Origin of the sequence: Bdellovibrio sp. HCB2-146, assembly GCF_047345725.1 — a bacterium.
Lineage (GTDB): Bacteria > Bdellovibrionota > Bdellovibrionia > Bdellovibrionales > Bdellovibrionaceae > Bdellovibrio.
In genome coordinates this window covers 1,911,255-1,931,793 of record NZ_JBLEQP010000001.1, presented here as the reverse complement: position 1 = coordinate 1,931,793, position 20,539 = coordinate 1,911,255, and the positions used below count along the sequence as shown (strand labels likewise).

Genomic DNA, 20,539 nt, shown 5'->3' with positions numbered 1-20,539 from the left:
AAGATGATTACAAAGATCCTTAAGCAAAATCTGAAAACCGTATTGGCGATCGTCTGGTTCGCCTTTACATTTTCATTGGTTGCTTGGTGGTGGGTCTTTTTCCTTTTCAAAATGACAGAGTCGACTTCCCACACCATGTTTGCGTGGGAAGGATCAATTTTGCTGGCAGCCATTCTCATTGGTGGCATTGCTCTGATTGTTTTTAGTTATCGCGATCAACGCCGTCATAAGCGTTTGCTCTTTTTCTTTGCGACTTTTAGCCATGATATTAAAACTTCGATTGCACGTTTGCGTTTGCAGGCGGAAGTTTTAGAAGAAGAGCTGCATGGCCAAGCTCATCCGGTTCTAAAACGCCTGGTCAACGATATTCATCGTTTGGATTTGCAACTAGAAAACTCCCTGCAACTGGCGAACTTGGACAACGGAACAACTCACCAAGAAGAAGTTTCTTTAAAGTCTTTGGTAACGACACTACGAAATGAGTTTCCAGATCTTTCCATTGAACTTGAAAAAGATGCGATGATCTTAGGAGATCGCAGAGCTTTGATCAGTGTATTGCGCAATCTTTTGCAAAATTCCGTTCAACACGGCAAAGCATCCATCGTTCGTTTCAAGGTAAAAGCCTTGTCAGATTCCCGTCTTGAAGTTGCCATTCAAGACAACGGCTTAGGTTATAAAGGTGCTCTTCACAAGCTAGGCTCTGATATTCTTGTTTCAACAGACCCTCGTGGAAACGGCATTGGCCTTCTGATCACCAAAAGACTTCTTGAAAAAATGGGTGGTGACGTTTCTTTCAACTCAACTGACAAAGAAGGCTTTATCAGCACCCTTCGCGTAGGGGGCCGTCTATGAGAAAAATCCTCTTAGTCGAAGACGACCTTTCCCTTGGCGAAACTCTGCAAGAGCGTCTTAAAAAAGAATACGACGTGGAATGGGGTCGCAGCCTTCAAGAAGCCTGGACCTTGTTTTCTTCGAGAAAAGATTTTGATCTGGTGATCTTGGATGTCGGCCTTCCCGATGGAAATGGCTTTGAACTTGCCAATAAAATTAAAGAAGCTTCTAACGTGCTCTTTATTTTTCTCACGGCTCAAGCTGATGCCGAATCGCGCTTGAGAGGCTTTGAGTTAGGGGCCGTTGAATACATTCCAAAACCTTTCCACCTCAAAGAACTTTTGATTCGCGTGCACCATGTGCTGGAAGCCCATGTGCCTGTTCGCGAAATTGAACTGCGAGATTGTTTTATTAATTTTACCGACATGTCGGTTCGTCAGAAAACGGGAGCGATTGAGTACCCGCCGGTGACCGACATGAAGATCTTGCAGCTTTTGATCGACAAAGCACCTCGCGTGCTCAGTCGTGATGAAATTATGAATGAAATCTGGGGTGTTGATAAAAATCCCAGCCATCGCACAATCGACAATATCATCGTCAGACTTCGCCATCTTTTGGGAACTCACGGTGAGCAGTATATTCGCTCCGTTCGTGGTGTCGGCTATCAATGGTCGGAACATCCCGAGGAATCTTAGAAAGGAACTCTCCTATGAACACTCTCTTCCAGAACACCTTGCAAAGACGTCCTCAAGCTGTCCCCCCTATTTGGTTTATGCGCCAAGCAGGTCGTTACCACAAACACTATCAAGGTTTGCGCACTCAATATTCTTTCGATCAGCTTTGCAAAAAGCCAGAGGTCGCAGCGCAAGTCGCTTTGGGCCCCGTTGCAGAATTTGATTTTGACGTTTCAATCTTGTTCAGTGATATCTTGTTCCCGCTTGAAGGCTTGGGAATGGGTCTTGAGTACACGGATCATGGTCCTCGTTTAAGCTTCCAATTAAGTCCTGAAACGATTTCGCAATTAGGACCGGTCGATAAAGCTATCGAATTTATGTCTTTCCAAAAAGAAGCCATGAAAGCCACTCGTGCGGTTTTACCTTCGAATAAGAGCTTGATTGGATTTGTGGGTGGCTTTTGGACCTTATTCGTTTATGCAGTTGAAGGCTCACACGCCGGTTCTTTAACGGCTTCTAAAAAGTTCGCGCCCTTATTTCCTCAATTCATGGAAAAAATGTTTCCGTTGCTCCAAGCCAATATTCAATTGCAACTGGACGGTGGCGCGGAAGTCGTCATGATCTTTGATACAGCTGCGGGCGAAGTGTCTCCGCATTTCTTCAAAACTTGGATCCAACCTTACCTTGCTAAAATGGCACAATTGTATCCGGGTAAGATCGGTTACTATTCGAAAGGCACACAACGCGCATTCTTTGATGATGCGTTTACGTCGTTGCCATGGGCAGGACAAGGATTCGATCATCGTTGCTATATTCCCGAATGCTTCTCTGTTCAAAACAAAGGCTTTGTTCAAGGAAACTTTGATCAAGGTCTGTTGTTTATGGACGAATCGGACTTTAAAAAATCATTAACTGAATGGCTTCGTCCTATGAAAGACATGCCTCAAGCTGCACGCGCAGGTTGGGTGTGCGGACTTGGTCACGGTGTTTTACCTAAAACTCCAGAAAAACATGTGAAGTACTTTGTGGATCATGTTCGTGAGGTGCTATCATGATGAAAGATCTATTAGCTAAGTATGATGTTCCCGCTCCACGCTACACGTCTTATCCAACTGTTCCTTACTGGGAAACAAATCCCACAACCGATCAATGGGTTTCGCATCTTCGTACGACGTTACAAAAATCTTCCAGTGGATGGTCTTTGTACGTGCATATTCCCTATTGCGAGACTCTTTGTACTTTCTGTGGTTGCAACAACATCATCACGAAAGATCACAAAAGAGAAACTCCTTACGTCGACAATCTGATTAAAGAATGGGAGTTGTATTTAAAGGCAGTTCCCGAGCTCATGACAACTCCGCTGAAGCACATTCACTTGGGTGGCGGAACCCCGACCTTCCTTTCGGCAGACAGCCTGGTGCGTTTGTTAAAAGCGATCCTGGAAAAAGTAAAAGTTGATCAGGAACATTTTGAAGGCTCTATTGAAGTCGATCCTCGCCGTACAACAGCAGTTCAATTGAAAGCTTTGCGCGAGCTGGGCTTCAATCGTGTCAGCATGGGCGTTCAGGATTTCCATCCTGAGGTTCAACGCTTGGTGAATCGGATTCAGCCTTACGAGATTACGGAAAAACTGACTCGCGAAGCCCGCGAGATGGGTTATACATCTGTGAATTTTGACTTGATCTATGGTTTGGCGAAACAAACTCCGGATTCTATTCGCGATACGGCTGAAAAAACTGTGGCATTGCGACCGGATCGTATTGCGCTTTACAGCTTTGCTCTTGTTCCCTGGATCAAACCACAACAACGTCTTTTCAAAGACGAAGACTTGCCAAAGGCTTCTGAAAAACGTGAGTTATATGAAATTGCTCGCGGTATCTTGATTGAAGCGGGTTACAAAGAAGTGGGTATGGATCACTTTGCCTTGCCAACGGACAACCTGTGCTTGGCTATGGATGAAAAACGCTTGCACCGTAACTTTATGGGTTACACGGATCAGCGCACGGACGTTTTGTTGGGCTTGGGTGTTTCTTCTATCTCTGAAACTCCGCAAAGCTTCCATCAAAACGAAAAGGTCTTGCCGCTGTATGAAGCTGCGCTAAATGAAGGCCGTTTGCCAACCTTGCGTGGTCACGTGTTGACGGAAGAAGATCAAGTTCGCCGCGAACAAATTTTAAAATTGATGACTCAGTTTGAAGTTTCATTCCTTGATAAACAACAAGAGGACCTGGCGAAGGATTTCTTGGCGGAAATGATCAAAGATGGTCTGGTGTTTATTGAAGACCACAAACTGATAGTTCGCGAAGAAGGTCGTCCCTTCCTGCGCAATGTTTGTGTATTCTTTGATGAGAGATTGAAATTGAAACAACCTCAAACAAAAGTATTTTCACAGTCTATATGAAGAAAATTTCCGTCGTGGGGGCGGGCTTTGCGGGGATGACTTTATCCCTGAGGCTCGCTGAAAAAGGGTTTCAGGTCGATCTTTACGAAAAGTCTTCTCGTGTGGGCGGACTTTTAGGAACGGAGATCACACCGTATGGCCTCGCAGAAAAAGCGGCCAATGCCTTAATTCGTACTGAGCGCGCGGAAAAGTTGTTTGCCGAGTTAGGTATTACACCCCAGTTAACTCGCGAAGACTCCAAAAGACGTTATATTTTTCGCGGCAGCCCTCGCAGATGGCCCCTTTCTTTTTTTGAAAGCTTAGGTTTTGTTTTTAAGTTTTTACCTGTCGCACTTTTTAAACGAGAAAATCTCAAACCTCATCCAGAACAAACTTTGAAATCCTGGGGACTTCACCATTTAGGTGAAGCACCCACTCAGTTTCTCTTAGAACCTGCGATGCAGGGAATTTACGCCTCGGAGATTTCATCGTTAAGCGCCTCGCTGATCTTAGGTCCTCTTTTCTCGAAAAATCGTGAAAAGTACAAAGGTCTTTTAACGGGAAAAAATGGTCTTCAAGATCTCATTAATGCTCTAGAAAAACGCTTGCTTGAAAAAGGTGTACGCATTCATTTGAACTTTAATGGCTCATTGGAAGAAGTTTCAGGCCCTGTGGTGCTCGCCACTTCGGCCTCAGCGGCGCAAAAAATCACTGCCGATCTTTATCCAGACGTTTCAAGCTGGCTCTCAAAAATTCATATGTCGTCAGTGGTGAGCGTAAAGCTATTCTTTGATAAGGCCCAGGAGTCTTATAAAGGTTTTGGCTGCCTGGTTCCTCAATCTTTAGGATTTAAAACTCTGGGAATCCTGATGAATTCCTATATCTTTGCTGAACGTGATCAGACCTATACGGAAACTTGGATCATGGGTGGCAAAGATGTCGAGGCCTTGCTGCAAAAAACCGATCAAGAAATCTTGGATGTTATTCTGTCAGAACGTCGGCAGTTGCTCGAACGCTCGGATAAAATCGTCCATGCAAGCATTGATCGTTGGGATCGCGCCCTTCCTTGTTATGATGTACAACTCGAAAAAGTACTGCATACGATGACAACTCCATCGCATCTCTATTTACACGGAAATTACTTGGGTGGATTGGGATTAAGTAAGATACTTGAGCGCAGTGATCGCTTGGCAGAGGAGCTCGCAAAGAACTATGTCTAAAAAAGGTTTGTTACTTCTTAATATCGGCAGTCCCAAGTCATACGAAGTTTCTGACGTAAAAAAGTATCTTCGTACTTTCCTCATGGATAAAGATATTATCAATATTCCGTTTTTAGCGCGTTGGTTTCTCGTGAACTGCATGATTGTTCCGCGCAGGTCTTCGTACTCTGCTGGCAACTATAAAAAAATCTGGATGGAAGGTGGTTCTCCCCTTCTTGTTCACACGGTGAACTTTGCCAAGAAGTTGCAAGAGGCTGTTGGTGATCGTTATTCAGTTAAAATCGGCATGCGCTATAGTGATCCTTCAATTGAAACAGCTCTGCGTGAATTTTCCAACGAAGGTATTGAAGACGTTCTTTTGGTTCCCCTTTATCCACAATATGCAGAAGCAACAACGGGTTCGTCTTTAAAAGAAGTTGAACGCCTGCTGCAAAAGATGAAATTGCCAATCAAAACTCAGGCTCTTTCTTATTTCTATGCAGCACCACCGTTTGTCGACTCGTCTGCAAAAATGATTGAAGAATCTTTGCGTAACAAAACAGTCGACCATTATCTTTTTTCTTTTCACGGATTGCCTGAAAGCCAAGTCCGCAAAGTTCATGGATGTTTGCGTTCGGAAGATTGTTGTTTCGAAAAAAATGCGTGCGATAAACCTTGTTACCGCGCTCAATGTTTTGCTTCGGCTTCGGCAATTGCACAGAAACTGCATATTCCTGCAAGTCATTGGAGTGTTTCATTTCAATCGCGCCTCGGACGTGGCGAGTGGCTAAAACCCGCGACAGATCACAGTTTGCAGGTCCTTGCCGAATCCGGACGAAAAAAAATCGCCGTGATCTGTCCATCATTCGTTGCTGATTGTATCGAAACCCTGGAAGAGATCGGCATGGGTGGGAAAGAACTTTTCACCGAACATGGTGGTGAAGAGTTTGATCTTATACCGTGCGTGAATGATGAAGATCACTGGATCACGAACTTTCAAAAACTCATTTAATCATTTAAATTTCACAGATTTAGTGATGTCAGTTCCACCGTGGAACTAGATCGAAAAAATATATTTTTGTAATTCTCAAAAATTTCCGTTTACTTTTCTGAATCAATCTCCGATATTGAAAGTATCTCAATGAAAGGAGGCCATGATGAGCATCATGATTAAGAAAACAGAACTGACAGTTGTAGGACACGCACTTGACCTGGCCTCCAACATTCAATTCTAAATTAAGATCCCCGTCACAATTTTAATTTATTATTAGAACTCTTGCGTTCGCACACTTTCGTTTACGTGCGCTTACGTCTTGAATTCACAAAGAAATTTTTAACTAAACACTCTCGCACAAGCTGTCTTGCGATGGCCTTCGCATGTGCGCTTTGCGAGCACGATCAACCAGGAGGAAGCTATGAACGCTTTATTGCGTAAAAAGAAAGAATGGGAATTCTATAACGAGCAAGTTTTATTAAGGCTCGTCGAAACTTCTGCTGATGTGTCTATCGAAAGCGTAAAAAAGGCCGGTCATGTAACAAGCTTCCTCATGTACATTTTGTACAAATTAATGGGAGTCGTGCTTGCACTTGCAGCATTGATGTTCAAAGGACCGACACTTGTGCGCTGGGAATCTCCGGAGTTTGCTAAAACTGTGGAGAGGACACCTGAGCAGTTAGAAGCCCAAGTTCGCAATCCATTTTTGCGAATGTAATTTGATGTGGGGCCGAGAGAAATCTCGGCCTCTTTTTTATCTACCAAATGGCAATGGCACTGGTCCCATGTCTTTGCCAATGAGTTCTTCAAAACCCTTCATAAAATCATGACTATATTTATTGAACACGTATTTACGTTCTTCAGCACTTTGAAAGCATCCCACTCTTGAAGCTTCGACGCCATCTCTTGGAAGAATAATCACTGTCGGCGCACCCGCCGTGCGCGGATTACCCTGATTCCCAATGCTCGTCATGTCGGTCAGAAATAGACCTGAAATTTCAACAGCAGATTTACTTTTTTGGTTGCGAACAAGCATTGTATTTTGATCAAAGCCTTTTTGCAGATCAGTCCTGTTACCATGCCAGTTGAGTAAATTATCACCTTTAAACTTATTAATTTGTAGATCAATGCCCTTATCAGTGACTTGGTAAAAGCATTCATACGGCGAGATCATATCTGTCACCTGATCTCGGAACTGATACTTCATTTTCGCAAGACTCCAAAGATCTTGCTTGGCTCCAAAGCTGGTTGTGACTTCAACTCCCTCAGGCAATCCGGTTTTAAGCTGAGGATCTGCCAACACCGGTAAGGTTAGACCATTGATTTGCACAAACTGTCCCACGATGTTATTGCCAAGACCGTTTTGCATGCCAATTCCAAAGCCAGATGCCGACGGATCGTAATCTCCATCGACTGAGATGGCATTGCCACTATCACCTTTGTAGAAACTTCCCGATGGGGTTTTGATCATATTCGTTTCAAGAATCCCATTACCAAAATCACGGAAGGTCATTCGGTTCTTCATTCGCCAGCGCGTGTTGCTGGTATAATTGCGCAATCCTTTTTTGAAGTCCTTTATAATTTTAACTAGTGAGCGTACACCTACAAAATAAGATTTGTTTTCGATTCTATGATGTCCTTGCACAAGACCTTCGATAAAATAGACATACTGATTTTGCCATAAAAACACAGAGAGAGGCATGTCACGAATGACGGGTGCACCACTGAGACCCGGCAACATTCGTGCTCCCGCCATATAACCTCCGCCAACCAACTGCTCCTGTAAAACGCCGTCCCGATCCCAGATGTCAGCCATCATGATCATGGCTTCCTGAACCGACTTTAATGCATTTTTAGTTTTGTTTTCGTTGATATATCTACGAAGAATATCTTCGCGATTCTGAGAAAATGTATAGACAGTGTGACCCGCCGAATTTTGTGGTAGCAAAGATTTTAATATTGGTACGTGTTGTTTCTTGGATACATAGATCCGATCATAGTCAGGAATATCCATATCATCAGCCAGAGGTTTCATTTTCAGTGGCTCTGTCGCCAGCAATCCAAACTTATCATGTTCGATTAACGGTGTTTCGACATCGTCTTTCAAAATGATAAGCTCCACGTCTTTATCGACGTTAGCAAGGCGCATTCCTGGCTGGATCGATACCAATCGATTTTTTGTATCATAGATTCGAAGCTGCTGACCTTGAGTCAAATGCGAAACGGTGATAACTGCTGAGCGTATAACACCGTCAATTTTTACTTTCACAAAAGATCCGAGGCCCTGAACAGTTTCCCATTTTTTTGTCGCTTCATCATAATACGAAGATTGAATACGCGCTAAGAACGGCGCTGACTTCCCCCGGATGACCGGTTCACTTTTTTTACGATATTTTTTCTTAATCATTTTCATCAGGTTGTCGCGAAGAACCTCGTCACCTGATGCTAGGAGTAACAACATATTATAATCTTCGCTCTCAATTACTTCCGGATCTCTATTCAATTTGGAGTAATCAACTTTCCCGGTCCAAAACTCTGTGGTTTGAGCAAAGGCCTGATTAGAGAAAACAAAAACCGACAAAATTGCTGAGATGATTGATTTTTTCATACAAACCTAAAAAGCAAACCTGGGACCGACTCACCTCCGATATACGCTAGCTCAGACATATATATAGACAACTTTGCCATCCCTGTTCGACAGGTGTTTATCCCCTAAACAAGTATGTCTTCTCCATTCTCAAAGTGAGACGCTGGTTCTATTGACAGGCGATGGACCTAATTTGTCTCTCGAAGGTCGATTCATATCTCTTTCCTCGTATAGTCGCGCTCTTGCGGCACAGCCTTCGCACTCTAGGTTTAAGAAATGAAAATTTCAAACAGGAGAGCATATGAAAAAGGCAGTTATTTGGGCGATGGCAGCAATGATGATTTTGGGTTCACTTAAAGCTTTGGCGACAGATATTGATATGACTGGCGGAAAGCTAGATGCAGCAGAAGCGGAAGAAGCCCTTCTTGAAGCTGATATTCAAGCTGAAAACACGGAAGGTAAAATTGCAGCTGCGGAACTGCAGACCGCTATGGCTTCGATCAGAACTCAAATCGATGCAATCTATGCGATGCAAGACGAACTTTCCGCACTTGAAGACTCTCAAGGCATGATCAAAAAACTGGGCATGATTGCAGATCTTGAAGAGCAAAAATTAAGAGCCATCGATGATTCATTGAACGTAGCGCTAGCAAAAAAAGCCAACGCTTCCCTTGCAAAACGCATCCAAGTGTTGCGCCAAGAGGTTAACGTTGTTTTGGGTCAGTAATTAGAAGCTTAAATTGTATGAAAACCGGGGATCTGACGAGATCCCCTTTTTCCGTATAAAGAGGTCGAAAATGAACGCGTTTATTAAGTTAATTGAAGCACCTTTGGATGAACTCTTTTTGATTCAAGAAGAGGTCCGAGAGGATATGATACTTTCGACTTATGCAGAGATTCTTCAAGCTTATTTGCGCAGCGATATTTCGGCTTTGATTTTGTTACAGGAAAAAACCAAGACCTCTCCCCTTTTGCATACGCTCTTAAAATTGCGCCTCGGAATTCGTGAGCGGGTGATCAGTGAAGTTCTTTTTCAGGAGGCCAAGGACCTTTTATCCGTCCATCCTGAATGGGCCGGTGAAATTCATTTTGTTTGCGGATTTGCTAGTGAGATCCGCGGCGAGTATGTGAACGCCAAAGATTATTACCACGCTTCATATGTTGAGCTTGCACGTCTGGGTGCTCAGCAAAAATCTTTGAAGGCACTCCATAACTATATTTCAGCTTCAACGAAAGCCGTTCCGGAACGTGCTTATTTTGCGGAATTCAGCTTGATCTATCGTCGTGCGAAAGCCATTGGAAACTGGGAAGTTTCGGGAACGGCATTGACAAATGTTGCGCGCGAGTTTCAAAAGTTGAAAGCTTACACGTCAGCGCTTCGCTATGCGAATCGATCGTTAACACTGTTATCTCGTTGTCCTGGAACTCACCATCAACAACTCGCTCTTCTAAATCGCTGTCATATTTTGTGTGATATGAAACGATTCAGGGAGGCGCTTGTTGATTTTGAAAGCTTGCGGAGCTCTTCACATCCGGAAGTGAAAGCCGGCGTGAAAGCACTTGAGCAAGTGATCATGCAAAATGAAGCGGGTGTTGATCAAACATCCTTACATCCAACCTGGCTTGAGAGATTGGCTTATCAAGAAAATGGTACGATGGAGCCGCTAACAGACATGGAAGACCGTTTGGTGTGCCTGGTTTCTTGCCGTCCTCGCGATAAGTTTGAAATTATAGATGACCTTTACGGTGAAAAAATTGATTTAGAAGCCGCTGAAAATCGCCTTAAAAACCTCTTAAATCGCCTGCGTAAAAAAAGACCGGGCCTCATTCAATTGATCGAAGGTCGCTATCACATCGTGGATGGCGAGGCCCTTGAAGTTGGTTAAAATTATTTAAATAGAACGAGGACCGCCGAAAGGCTCCTCCAGATCTTCAAGTGTCGAACTTGTAGACGTCGACCTCTATTCTTCTAACTGCCTCTAACTGTAATCTTCATTCACTTCCCGGTAGAACTGTTTTTGTTCAAACAAACACAAAAACCCTATCCCTGGAGGATAAAGTGAAAGCATTCGTAACAGTATTGATGACAGGACTCCTACTTATTCAAACCGCTCATGCGGGTGTTGTCATCCGTGTGAACTCTTTAAGTGCCGAGGGCCAGCAAATTATCACTGCTTTAAAACTCTCGCCTAATAATTCTTATAGATGCGTTGCTAAAAGCGACGGCAAGGATTTCACCGAGAGCACGAGCTACCTCTCTTCTTTTATTTCGACGCTAGAGAACTTCGGGGGATATTCGATTGCGCAATATGATGGCCCTACACCTTTGTTTGAGGCTTTGGTGCGTAACTCTGACTATGTTATGCAAATGAGCCTCTATACAAACGCGAGCGCCACAGAAGTTGTTCAAATCATCAAAAAAGATTTTAGAAAAACTCAGGTGAATAAAGGAACTTTGGCGAAACCCAACTTGGGCTATGAAGATAGACTTTATAGAACAACGACTTGTACGAAAATCGTTTCGAAATAAGAGATTTAGAAATAAAAAAAGCCCAGGTTTCCCTGGGCTTTTTAGGATCAGCTGTGCTGATTCAAATTACTTCGCGATATCGCCAGTGTATTTGAAACCAACAGTGATCATGCTTTGAGTAACGTCGTCACCCGCAGCGAAGTCTTTGTCTTTTGTAGACGTGTAAGCTACGTGGTAACGGAAAGCGTCTTCAGCTTTAGGAACGATTTCCAAACCAAGAGCCCAAGCATCACGTTTGAAGTTGTCAGCGTCAGCAACTTTGTCTGTAGACATTTCGTATTTGAACACTGGAACGTACATACCCATTTTGTAACGAGCTTCTAGGATAGTAGAAGTAGTCTCGTCTTTAGCATCTGTAGTTGAAATAGTGTCTGAGTTCGCAAGGTACTCAAGATCAATGTTCAAGTTTTCAACTGGAGCTACGCGGAAACCAACACCAAGGAAAGTTTGCTCGTGACCAGCAGTTGCATTGTCAGCAGCACCCAAAGTGTAGCTGATGTATGTTTGAACCATTTTCTCAGCGAATGAACCCCAGTAAGCAAGACCCATTGTGTGGCGTCTGTTGTTTGAAGTTGCTAGTTCGCTGTCAGAGTTAGTTTGGTTCGCCAATTGGAACTCAACTTTGTGCTCTGGAGTGATAGTGTAAGCTGCACCGATACCAGACATGTTCTCTGGAGTTACTACTGAACCAGAGTTTGCAACTGGAGTAGCACCAGCTACGCGACCACCAGTACCACCGTTCGCCAATGAAGTAAGGTAAGTATCACCATCGTAGAATGCACGACGCTCGAAACCACCAACATTCATCCACATTTTACCAGCTTGGAATGTCCAGTCGCCCATTGGTTTAGAGATAGTCAAGTGCTCAACGAATTTGTCTACAGTCATAACTTTTTGGAAGCCAGTGCCTGCACCGTCGATGTCACCAACAACGAATGAACGAAGGTTCAAACCAGCGTCCACAGTTGCGTCGCCAACCATACCAGAAAGGTATAGACGAGCTACTTCAGGTTTAAATAGTGAAGTGCTGTTCACTTCAACGCCGTCAGCTGCATCGTAAGATGGAGTGTTGACGTAATCAGAACGTACTACAAGTTTTACACCTGCGAACGCGTTAGTAGCCGCAACAGTTACAGCTGCCATTACTAAAAGTTTTTTCATTGTTGCATCCTTTCGTTTCGTTGCAATCTTAATTACTTTTAAATCCATTAAAAAGCGTAATCGATATAAAAAAATGCTAATGAGGACTAGGTTCAAGATCAACAACAAAAATTTTTAGAACGCTCGCTAGTGCACGCTGATGATCACGAAAAATTTTTCTTGATAACCCGAGTAAAAAAGTTTCTCACACGCCGAAACATCACAAAAATATTGTCGTTAAAAGATCACTCGACTCTATGAAACTCGCTACCAGTGCGGATTTCACTGTTCGAAGTCGCGTGTGCTTTTCAAGCATCTTTTCTTTGTTTTTACTGGCGAAAAAATACGAGTGTGGATCGACAAGTTTCCAAAACGGACGCATTGACGCGACTTTTCAAATTAGAGTTGTCGCACTAGATCAACCTAGATGATGGTCTAGTTTACCAAGTTTTTACGTTACATGGGCTGGACCTTGGTCTTAGGATTATTGGGGTCAGAAAAATTCAAACAACTTAGAAACACACTATATATAAGGAGCATCTGTGAATCTTGTTAAGCTTGTTATTTTTGCGCTTTCCTTCGGAGTTGCAACTGCACACGCAGTTGACGTAAGCGGCATCACTGTCAACGGTGAGATCTCTTTCGATTACAACTTCCTTTCATCTGGCAATCAGACGCCAGCGGTACCAAATGTAGGCGGAGCTACAAACGAAGCCTATCGTTTGAACACAGCTCAAATTCTTTTGAAAAAAGAAACAGAGCAAATCTCTTTCCTTTCTCGCTTGGCTTACACGCAAGTGAATGTCGACGGAACTGATCCTGCGACAGGCATGACAACGACAAGACAAAACATGGGAACTTTGGATCAAGTTGAAATCTTCTACAAAGCACTTCCATCTTTGCAAGTAGGTTTCGGTCGTTTCTTGACGACACTTGGTTATGAATCACTTCTAAAAGGTGAAAACGCGACTTACGGAAACACAATCGCTTACCAAACTCTTGTTCCAGGTTACGGAGAAGGTCTTCGCGCAAAGTACACTTTGAATGAATACTTCTCTGCAACGGCTTCTACATACAACCGTATGAAATTCAGCCAATGGGGTGAAGACTACTCTCCAACGAAAGCAACTGAAGTTTCCGTGACTGGCACAGTTGCTGGTTTGACTTGGTTTGCTGGTTACCTTTTCGGTAAAGACCTTTCTGATGCTCCAGCAACTGGTACAACAGAAAGAGCTTCTGGTGATGCATGGGTTTCTTACAAATTCATGGATAACTTGTCTTTGGCGCTTACATACGACTCATTGACAACAAATGTAAATGACGCTGGAACAAACTGGTCAGATTCAACAAGCGCAATCGTAACTTACGGTTGGGGCATGAACAACTTTGCACTTCGCTATGAAATGGTTCGCGGCGCTATGCACATCGGTTACGGTGCAGCTGACGTTGTGAACTCTATCACTGTTTCAGATAAAATCGTGATGAACGAAAACTTGAATCTTTACGTTGAATACCGTGCAGATCAAGCTGACGAAGACTCTTTCGTAGACCGCGATGGCGCAGCTACTAAAGACGCAAGCATCATCACTCTTGGTGCTTTGGCTCGCTTCTAATATCTGTTAGGAAAGAGTTAAAATCTCAAAAGCCCACCAATCGGTGGGCTTTTTTTATTTTTGTTACTCGCGGCGAATGACGTAACCTTCGCGAAATCTTGTTCCCGGATCCATAGTCACTTCGGCGTAGTTGTTATTTAGAATTCTTGTGACACGTGCACTGCCAACGCGACTCAATTTACAATTTGGCAGCCGTGCTCCCGAGCATGTTTTCTTGAAAACGCCCACACGTTGTCCCCGGGCGAGCTCATATTCTCCAAGATTGACTTGTGCGCGAGAAGGGTTTATCTTCATGGTGATATCGCCTTGGACAGCACCCAAGCTATCAATGGACCACATCGTCACTGCAAGCAATGACAAGAGCAGTAATCTCATAGAAACCCCCTATAAATATAGTGTTTCGAATCTCGCCTGCAGTCTCAAGTTACGCCATTGCCATAACCTAGCCCTTGTAAGGGAAAAATTCACTTCTCCCCGGACCCAAGTGTGCTAACCTCAAAATAGGAAAAGGAAAAACTCCTCTGAATTCATCAATGAATAAAACAAAAACTCTCAACGGCACAATCAAAAGACACCCAGACGGATTCGGCTTTTTTATCCCTGAAGACCCCGAGCATCCAGACGTTTACATTCCCCGCCATTCGATGGAAGGGATCATGACAAACGACAAAGTCTCGATCACCGTCACTCCAGAAAAAGGCACTGAAAGATTCCGCGGCGAAATTACTCGTGTCATCTCTCGCGGAACCAAAATCGTCGTCGGCCGTTTCTTCCGCCTCAACGATAACTACGGCATTCTTCGCGATGAAGGCAAAGGTTGGGGTTCCGATCTTCGCATCAAAATCGAAGACTCCATGAATGCAAAAGACAAAGAACTCGTTGCTGCTGAAATCACAACATATGCTGAAAATGGTAAAAAATTCGCCGGCAAAGTAACCGAAGTGATCGGTAATGCGCTTGATCCTTTGACGGATATCAAACGTGTGATTCTTTCAAACGGTATTCCGCAAGACTTTTCAAAAGCGACTTTAGAAGAAGCACAAAAATTCTCTGAAGTTCCTGACGAAAAAGATTTCAAAGGTCGTAAAGACCTCCGCGACATCAATCTGATCACTATTGACGGCGCAACAGCCAAAGACTTTGACGATGCCGTTTATGTGGAAATGACAAATGAAGGCTTCCGCTTGTTCGTGGCTATTGCGGACGTCAGCCACTACGTACAAGTCGGTACAGCGATCGATCGCGACGCTTACGAGCGTGGAACTTCCGTTTACTTCCCGAACTTTGTGGTGCCAATGTTACCTGAAGTTCTCAGTAATGGTCTGTGTTCTTTGAATCCTCACGTGCCTCGCCTCTGCCTGGTTGCTGAAATGCTTTTTGATTTCACGGGCGAGATGATCAAATCAGACTTCTACGAAGCCGTGATGGAAAGTAAAGCGCGCGTGACCTACGGTGAAGCGCAAGAAGTAATCGACGGCAACAGCATCGAAAAATTCGAGCACGTGAAGGAAAATATCCTACGCCTTGCTGATCTGGCAAAAATCTTGATGGCAAAACGTTTTAAAGAAGGTTCTGTCGATCTCGAAATTCCGGAAACAGAACTTGTGATTGATGGTGCGGGTGTTCCGGTTGATATCCAAAGATCAGAACGCCTGTTCTCTCACCGCTTGATCGAAGAGATGATGTTGGCAGCAAACGTCGCGGTCGCAAAATTCCTCGACAGCCGCCAGGTGCCTGCACTCTATCGTGTGCACGAGCCACCAAACGAACAAGCCATTCATATGTTGGAAAACTATATGGCCACATTTGGCGGAAAAACCAAATTGGATGGCGGAAAACTGCAAAAACGCCTGACCAAGGCTTTGGAGGAATTTGAGAATCGCCCGGAAGCGCAAGTACTCCATATCCTGACTTTGCGTTCAATGAGCCAAGCAAAATATAGCATGAACAATGTCGGGCACTTTGGATTGGGCTTTGAGTTCTATACTCACTTCACCTCTCCGATTCGTCGTTATCCAGATTTGATCGTGCATCGTTTGCTTAAAAATCAAGTGATGCCAAATTCTCGCTACAGACTCATGAGCGAAGACGATTTGGCAAGTGCGGGAACGGTTCTATCAGCAGCTGAGCAACGCTCGACAAAAGCCGAACGCCAAGTTCAATCGATCAAAAAAGCTCGTTTCATGGAAAAATTTGTCGGCCAAGAGTTCGACGGGATGATCAGTTCTGTTGCTAAATTCGGCGTCTTCGTTTTGCTTCGTGAATACGATATCGATGGATTAATCCGTTTAGATGATCTCGGTAAAGAACGCTTTGAATACGACGAAGAAAAATTGTCTTTGATCGCTCCCCGCTCCGGATTCTCATACACCATTGGTGACACAATGAGAGTCCAAGTGGCTTCGGCAGATCCAGAACTGGGACAAATTAACTTTGTACTGGCTCAAGCAGAAAGATCAACAGCTGTGGGTGATCGCGAAGAACATCACACACGTTCTCGTGGCAAAGAGCATTTCGAAAGAAAATCTCCTCGCCACAAAAAAGATGAACGCGAAGACAGATCCGATCGTCGTCGTGATAAAGAAGAGCGTTTCGCTGGTAAAAAACCACGCGGTGATAAATTCAAAGATCATAAAGACAAAAAATCTCCTTGGAAAAAAGAAGAGCAACCAGCTCAATCTGCAAGGCCAGGACAAAAATCTCGATTCTTCCGAGATTCTCGAGAGGAAAAAGAAGGCCAAGCAGAGAAGCTGCGCAAGCTTGAAAAATCTCCGTACCATCGCCCAGAACCTCCCGTTGCGGAAAAAGGCGGCTCGATGGACAAGGGGCTTCTCGCGATGATCCTTGGTCCAGAGGAGTATCGTCGTGCTACGGGCGAAAGCTCTCCTAAGGACAAGCCGAAACTCAGTAAAAAATTGATGTTTGCCGAAAGCTCTAAACTTCAGGATAATGACGAGTATTCGGAGAAAAACAGTGACAGTCTTAAAGACCGGAAGCCAGATCGGAAAGACGCTAAGAAACGCGGCAAGACTAAGAACGATAGTCGGGGTGTTCGCAAAGCACGGCTTTCATCAGGTCGCGGAAAGGGTAAAGCTCGGTAAATTCATTATCGAGCGCCTGAATTCTGCCAGCGACATTGAATCTTTGTCGATGGCAGAGCGTATGCGCCGAAGCTTCGAAGAATTAGGTCCCACTTTTATTAAGCTGGGACAACTTCTTGCCACTCGTCCCGATCTTGTTCCTGAGGAATACGTCACAGAATTTGAAAAGCTCCACGACCGAGTTCAAACTCTTCCTTTTGAAGTCATCGAAGAAGTTCTGAAAGATGAATTTGGCAATTCCCTCTATCAAGTCTTTGAAAGCATTGATCCGGAACCGCTAGGTTCTGCGAGTATCGCACAAGTTCACCGCGCGCGTTTACGTTCGGGAGAGAGTGTCGTTATCAAGGTTCAACGGCCAGGAATTATTCAAACTATCAATGATGATTTGAATGTTCTTTATTTATTGGCGGAACTTCTCTCAACTTATGTGGCAGAGACCCGTCCCTACAATCCCACCGGGATTGTCGATGAGTATTTCAAAACTCTCGAACTAGAAACAAACTTTGTCGTTGAAGCAAATAACTTAAGACGGTTTAAAGAAAACTTTGCTTCACTTGATTATATCAAAGTTCCCGCTGTGCACTTTGAACTCACCACCGAGCGTGTGTTGGTGATGGAAGCGCTTCAAGGAATTCCTCTCTCGCAAGAAGGGGCATTGGACCAAGCGTCTATCAATCCTCACGAAGTCATTCGCAGAGGACTTAAAGCCTATTTAAAAATGGTTTTCGAAGACGGTCTTTTCCACGGAGATCTTCACGCGGGGAATTTCTTTGTCCTTCCCGACAATCACATCGGATTGATTGATTTCGGCGTTGTGGGCCGCTTGAATACGCGCACCCAAGGAGCTATCGCTAATATGCTCTTAGCTCTTTCCAAAGAAGACTACGAACGCCTGGCTTATGAGTATGTAGATCTAGCGCCGTTTACGGATCGCGTGAACGTGGATCTCTTTGCACGCGACTTGCGTGAACTGATTGCGCCTTATTATGGTTTGACGCTTAAAAATGTAAACTTGGGAAAAATTCTGATGCGCTCCGCAGGCATCGCAGCCCGACATCATATTCAGGTTCCGACAGAACTGATGATGTTCTTTAAGTCCATTGTTTCGATTGAAGGCATGGGCCGCAAGATTCATCCTGACTTTGATTTCCTTCAATACTCTTTGGAATTTGCAGGAGACCTTGCAAAAAACCATTTCGGTCCACAAAAAGTCATGAACGACATGACTCAAATGGCCAGAGAATCACATGCATTTTTAAATGCTCTGCCTCGTCAGCTGAATTTCTTTTTAAGAAAGCTAAATAGCCCGGATCACGCTTTTCGTCTCAAGGTCGGAGAAATCAAAGAACTCAAACGTTCAGTTGAAAGCTCTTCGAATTTGCTGTTTTTGGGTGTGATTATTGCCTCTTTGATTTTGAGTTCCTCTTACATCGTCGTTCACGAGACCGTGAATCACATCGGTGGTATCCCGACATTGAGTTTTATCGGGTATGTCTTTGCCGGATTTTTGGGACTTTTTGCCGTCTTTAACTATATTAGAAAGCCTTAAGGAATTTCATGCAGCAACTGACTTACGAACTAAGTGTTTTAGCAAAAGCCGTCCATTTCAAGAACTTATCTGCTGCCGCCCTTCATGTGGGTTTAAGTCAGCCGCAGCTTTCACGCATTATCGCACGCATCGAAGATGAACTTAAAATCGTGCTTCTGGACCGTTCGGCAAAACGTAAATCGGGATGGACTTCCGTTGCCTTCCAGTTGGCTGAGATTTTTGAAAAATCCAATCGCCGTCTTGAACTTGAATTGCAAAGTATTTCGAACAACCAAATGGTTGCAGAACTCCATATTGGAACCTTGGAAGGTCTTGCACCTTTTGCTCTTAATACCTGCCGCACTTGTTTTGAAAAAGTAGGTGTGCAAAAGATCACATTGGATATTTTTGACTTAAATGAACTTGAGGCAAACTTCCTATCAGGAAATCTAGATTTGATTCTGACCTCGAAATCTCCGGGCCGACAAAAATTTAAATATCTTTTAGAGCTTGGCTATCAAAGGCTGGAACATATTGAAACGAGTAAAAATTTTGCCGTATTAAGTACATTTGAATATGGTCGCGCCAATAAAAAGGAACTTGAAGACTTCCCACACATCTTTGTTTCAAACTCTCTGGCAATGCGCCGATCTTGGTTTGATCAAATTGGTGGAACAGGTCATATGCCAACGGAAGCCAAACGCGGTCGCGCCAAAGATGCAGAGCCGGTGTTGATGATCGGCTCTGAACTCTTAAGTCCTCTGTTGTGGGAAAATATTGAGTCTGCTTTAGAAGAGTAGATATTGATTTAAAGCATCTGCCACCTCAGCCGACTCGTTGATCACGCGTTGGCTGATCGCAGGACCGTCATCGAAATATCCAAAGGCACGAATGCGATGTGTATCTGAAATTCTTGCTGTCACATTCGTCATATCATATCGAGCATTGCGATAGATATCTGCAGACCATAGTTTTTCAACTTCAAGACCCGGGCGTTTATTCAAAACCCAGTGTTTTACGGGTTGAGCCACGTGACAACTGACGCAGTCCATATTTTCCGGATTAAATACTTTTGGATTTTCGATACGGAAGGCAGCACGAACTTCTTTGCGAATCGTTTCTTCTGTATTGGGTTCATCCATTTGAATAGATTCAAAAGCTAGCTTATTAAGCGTATCTTCGCCAGACGGTGCAGGCTGAATTCCTCCGCCGGAGAAGTGATCGCGCGGAACGGCCATATTAATAAAGGTTTGAGCTTTGCGATCTAGACGAGGAACAAACTGATTTGTAACAGTATCACCTTTGACATCAAATCCTGCAAACATCCACATATCTGCATTTCCGCGCAAAACCATGATCGTCAAACGTGTCATTGAGCCTGATCCAGCGTACTTTTTTATGATTTCATGAAACGCAGTTAACGAAGGACTCTTGTCGCCTTGTTTTGCCCAAGCTGGATGAATATTCAAAGGAAGACCTTGAGTCTTCACCTCAAACTTTGTTTTCCAAGCTTGAATATCTTTAAGCAACAAAGAAAATTCCGCATCCGTCAGGACATAGAATGTATGAAGAGCAGCATCGATTGTACGAACTTCTTGGGTACGACGATCAATTTCAAGAGGTTGCCACACAAAACGGATTTGACGCTGGCACGACTGCGGAGTTGGCAGCGGGAAACAAGGATCGATACGAACGCCCACCACACGCAATGTTTCAGCCGCCTCTTCACGGCTGAGTCCCATTGCAAGAATCGGCAAAGCTTTCACAATGCGATCCGGAATAAGAGATCCGCCTTTACCTGGCGCTGCTGTTCCAAGGAGATTGTCATCACCAATCACAGAAGGCATCGGCATTAAATAAGAAACGTCGTTCAAATCCCAAGAAGCATGGATAAATGAGGTCGGCACAAGAAGCAAAAGGCACAAAATGTATTTCATGGAGCGACCTTTCCAAGTTTCCCTC

The 20,539-nt window shown here is 44.1% G+C and carries 18 protein-coding genes; 14 read left to right on the top strand and 4 right to left on the bottom strand.

From position 1 onward, the window contains the following. Positions 1 to 3 precede the first annotated feature (3 nt). The 7 genes from ACLWOR_RS09450 to ACLWOR_RS09420 all read left to right on the top strand — a co-directional run bounded on the left by ACLWOR_RS09450 (position 4) and on the right by ACLWOR_RS09420 (position 6,796). The gene (locus ACLWOR_RS09450) at positions 4 to 852 is read left to right on the top strand and encodes a sensor histidine kinase (RefSeq protein ID WP_413940453.1); all 849 of its coding nucleotides are present in this window, start codon (positions 4 to 6) and stop codon (positions 850 to 852) included. Continuing rightward, positions 849 to 1,526 (top strand): response regulator transcription factor, encoded by a 678-nt coding sequence (locus ACLWOR_RS09445; protein WP_413940452.1) that lies wholly within the window; start codon positions 849 to 851, stop codon positions 1,524 to 1,526. Before ACLWOR_RS09450 ends, ACLWOR_RS09445 begins: the two co-directional genes overlap by 4 nt. A gap of 14 nt (positions 1,527 to 1,540) precedes the next feature. After that, positions 1,541 to 2,560: a uroporphyrinogen decarboxylase family protein gene (locus ACLWOR_RS09440; protein WP_413940451.1), complete on the top strand. Its 1,020-nt coding sequence runs from the start codon at positions 1,541 to 1,543 to the stop codon at positions 2,558 to 2,560. Then, entirely contained in the window at positions 2,557 to 3,906 is a 1,350-nt protein-coding gene (gene hemN, locus ACLWOR_RS09435; protein ID WP_413940450.1) for an oxygen-independent coproporphyrinogen III oxidase, read from the top strand. Before ACLWOR_RS09440 ends, hemN begins: the two co-directional genes overlap by 4 nt. Continuing rightward, a complete protein-coding gene (locus ACLWOR_RS09430; RefSeq protein WP_413940449.1) occupies positions 3,903 to 5,105 on the top strand; it encodes a protoporphyrinogen/coproporphyrinogen oxidase in 1,203 nt (400 codons plus the stop codon). Before hemN ends, ACLWOR_RS09430 begins: the two co-directional genes overlap by 4 nt. Further along, complete coding sequence (hemH, locus tag ACLWOR_RS09425; protein WP_413940448.1) at positions 5,098 to 6,096, top strand: ferrochelatase; 999 nt, start codon at positions 5,098 to 5,100, stop codon at positions 6,094 to 6,096. Before ACLWOR_RS09430 ends, hemH begins: the two co-directional genes overlap by 8 nt. A 403-nt stretch (positions 6,097 to 6,499) precedes the next feature. Then, complete coding sequence (locus ACLWOR_RS09420) at positions 6,500 to 6,796, top strand: hypothetical protein (RefSeq protein WP_413940447.1); 297 nt, start codon at positions 6,500 to 6,502, stop codon at positions 6,794 to 6,796. A 36-nt stretch (positions 6,797 to 6,832) separates the two neighbouring features. On the opposite strand, the gene ACLWOR_RS09415 is transcribed toward ACLWOR_RS09420, so the two are convergent. After that, the gene (locus ACLWOR_RS09415) at positions 6,833 to 8,686 is read right to left on the bottom strand and encodes a hypothetical protein (RefSeq protein WP_413940446.1); all 1,854 of its coding nucleotides are present in this window, start codon (positions 8,684 to 8,686) and stop codon (positions 6,833 to 6,835) included. A 280-nt stretch (positions 8,687 to 8,966) separates the two neighbouring features. On the opposite strand from ACLWOR_RS09415, the gene ACLWOR_RS09410 reads away from it, so the two are divergent. From ACLWOR_RS09410 to ACLWOR_RS09400, 3 genes are all read left to right on the top strand, one after another. Then, entirely contained in the window at positions 8,967 to 9,392 is a 426-nt protein-coding gene (locus ACLWOR_RS09410) for a hypothetical protein (RefSeq protein WP_413940445.1), read from the top strand. Between the two features lie 70 nt (positions 9,393 to 9,462). Next, entirely contained in the window at positions 9,463 to 10,551 is a 1,089-nt protein-coding gene (locus ACLWOR_RS09405) for a hypothetical protein (RefSeq protein WP_413940444.1), read from the top strand. 173 nt (positions 10,552 to 10,724) lie between these two features. After that, positions 10,725 to 11,195 (top strand): hypothetical protein, encoded by a 471-nt coding sequence (locus ACLWOR_RS09400; RefSeq protein WP_413940443.1) that lies wholly within the window; start codon positions 10,725 to 10,727, stop codon positions 11,193 to 11,195. 66 nt (positions 11,196 to 11,261) lie between these two features. On the opposite strand, the gene ACLWOR_RS09395 is transcribed toward ACLWOR_RS09400, so the two are convergent. Continuing rightward, the gene (locus ACLWOR_RS09395) at positions 11,262 to 12,356 is read right to left on the bottom strand and encodes a hypothetical protein (protein WP_413940442.1); all 1,095 of its coding nucleotides are present in this window, start codon (positions 12,354 to 12,356) and stop codon (positions 11,262 to 11,264) included. Between the two features lie 521 nt (positions 12,357 to 12,877). Between ACLWOR_RS09395 and ACLWOR_RS09390 the strand changes: the two genes are divergently transcribed. After that, a complete protein-coding gene (locus ACLWOR_RS09390; RefSeq protein WP_413940441.1) occupies positions 12,878 to 13,948 on the top strand; it encodes an outer membrane beta-barrel protein in 1,071 nt (356 codons plus the stop codon). Between the two features lie 63 nt (positions 13,949 to 14,011). Here ACLWOR_RS09390 and ACLWOR_RS09385 read toward each other — a convergent pair whose 3' ends face one another. Beyond that, a complete protein-coding gene (locus ACLWOR_RS09385; protein WP_413940440.1) occupies positions 14,012 to 14,323 on the bottom strand; it encodes a hypothetical protein in 312 nt (103 codons plus the stop codon). Between the two features lie 158 nt (positions 14,324 to 14,481). On the opposite strand from ACLWOR_RS09385, the gene rnr reads away from it, so the two are divergent. Genes rnr through ACLWOR_RS09370 form a run of 3 tightly spaced genes read left to right on the top strand, consistent with a single transcriptional unit; the run spans position 14,482 to position 19,377 of the window. Beyond that, entirely contained in the window at positions 14,482 to 17,049 is a 2,568-nt protein-coding gene (gene rnr, locus ACLWOR_RS09380; protein WP_413940439.1) for a ribonuclease R, read from the top strand. Next, a complete protein-coding gene (locus tag ACLWOR_RS09375; protein ID WP_413940438.1) occupies positions 16,997 to 18,598 on the top strand; it encodes an ABC1 kinase family protein in 1,602 nt (533 codons plus the stop codon). The genes rnr and ACLWOR_RS09375 overlap by 53 nt, the downstream gene beginning before the upstream one ends. An 8-nt stretch (positions 18,599 to 18,606) precedes the next feature. Then, positions 18,607 to 19,377, top strand: coding sequence for a LysR family transcriptional regulator (locus ACLWOR_RS09370; RefSeq protein WP_413940437.1), 771 nt, complete (start codon positions 18,607 to 18,609; stop codon positions 19,375 to 19,377). Here ACLWOR_RS09370 and ACLWOR_RS09365 read toward each other — a convergent pair. Then, positions 19,366 to 20,514: a hypothetical protein gene (locus ACLWOR_RS09365; RefSeq protein WP_413940436.1), complete on the bottom strand. Its 1,149-nt coding sequence runs from the start codon at positions 20,512 to 20,514 to the stop codon at positions 19,366 to 19,368. The two genes, ACLWOR_RS09370 and ACLWOR_RS09365, sit on opposite strands and share 12 nt — an antisense overlap. Between the last annotated feature and the right edge of the window lie 25 nt (positions 20,515 to 20,539).

Coding starts and splice junctions, on each gene's coding strand:
- ACLWOR_RS09450 (WP_413940453.1), top strand. CDS start 4: ATGATTACAAAGATCCTTAAGCAAAATCTGAAAACCGTATTGGCGATC.
- ACLWOR_RS09445 (WP_413940452.1), top strand. CDS start 849: ATGAGAAAAATCCTCTTAGTCGAAGACGACCTTTCCCTTGGCGAAACT.
- ACLWOR_RS09440 (WP_413940451.1), top strand. CDS start 1,541: ATGAACACTCTCTTCCAGAACACCTTGCAAAGACGTCCTCAAGCTGTC.
- hemN (WP_413940450.1), top strand. CDS start 2,557: ATGATGAAAGATCTATTAGCTAAGTATGATGTTCCCGCTCCACGCTAC.
- ACLWOR_RS09430 (WP_413940449.1), top strand. CDS start 3,903: ATGAAGAAAATTTCCGTCGTGGGGGCGGGCTTTGCGGGGATGACTTTA.
- hemH (WP_413940448.1), top strand. CDS start 5,098: ATGTCTAAAAAAGGTTTGTTACTTCTTAATATCGGCAGTCCCAAGTCA.
- ACLWOR_RS09420 (WP_413940447.1), top strand. CDS start 6,500: ATGAACGCTTTATTGCGTAAAAAGAAAGAATGGGAATTCTATAACGAG.
- ACLWOR_RS09415 (WP_413940446.1), bottom strand. CDS start 8,686: ATGAAAAAATCAATCATCTCAGCAATTTTGTCGGTTTTTGTTTTCTCT.
- ACLWOR_RS09410 (WP_413940445.1), top strand. CDS start 8,967: ATGAAAAAGGCAGTTATTTGGGCGATGGCAGCAATGATGATTTTGGGT.
- ACLWOR_RS09405 (WP_413940444.1), top strand. CDS start 9,463: ATGAACGCGTTTATTAAGTTAATTGAAGCACCTTTGGATGAACTCTTT.
- ACLWOR_RS09395 (WP_413940442.1), bottom strand. CDS start 12,356: ATGAAAAAACTTTTAGTAATGGCAGCTGTAACTGTTGCGGCTACTAAC.
- ACLWOR_RS09385 (WP_413940440.1), bottom strand. CDS start 14,323: ATGAGATTACTGCTCTTGTCATTGCTTGCAGTGACGATGTGGTCCATT.
- rnr (WP_413940439.1), top strand. CDS start 14,482: ATGAATAAAACAAAAACTCTCAACGGCACAATCAAAAGACACCCAGAC.
- ACLWOR_RS09370 (WP_413940437.1), top strand. CDS start 18,607: ATGCAGCAACTGACTTACGAACTAAGTGTTTTAGCAAAAGCCGTCCAT.
- ACLWOR_RS09365 (WP_413940436.1), bottom strand. CDS start 20,514: ATGAAATACATTTTGTGCCTTTTGCTTCTTGTGCCGACCTCATTTATC.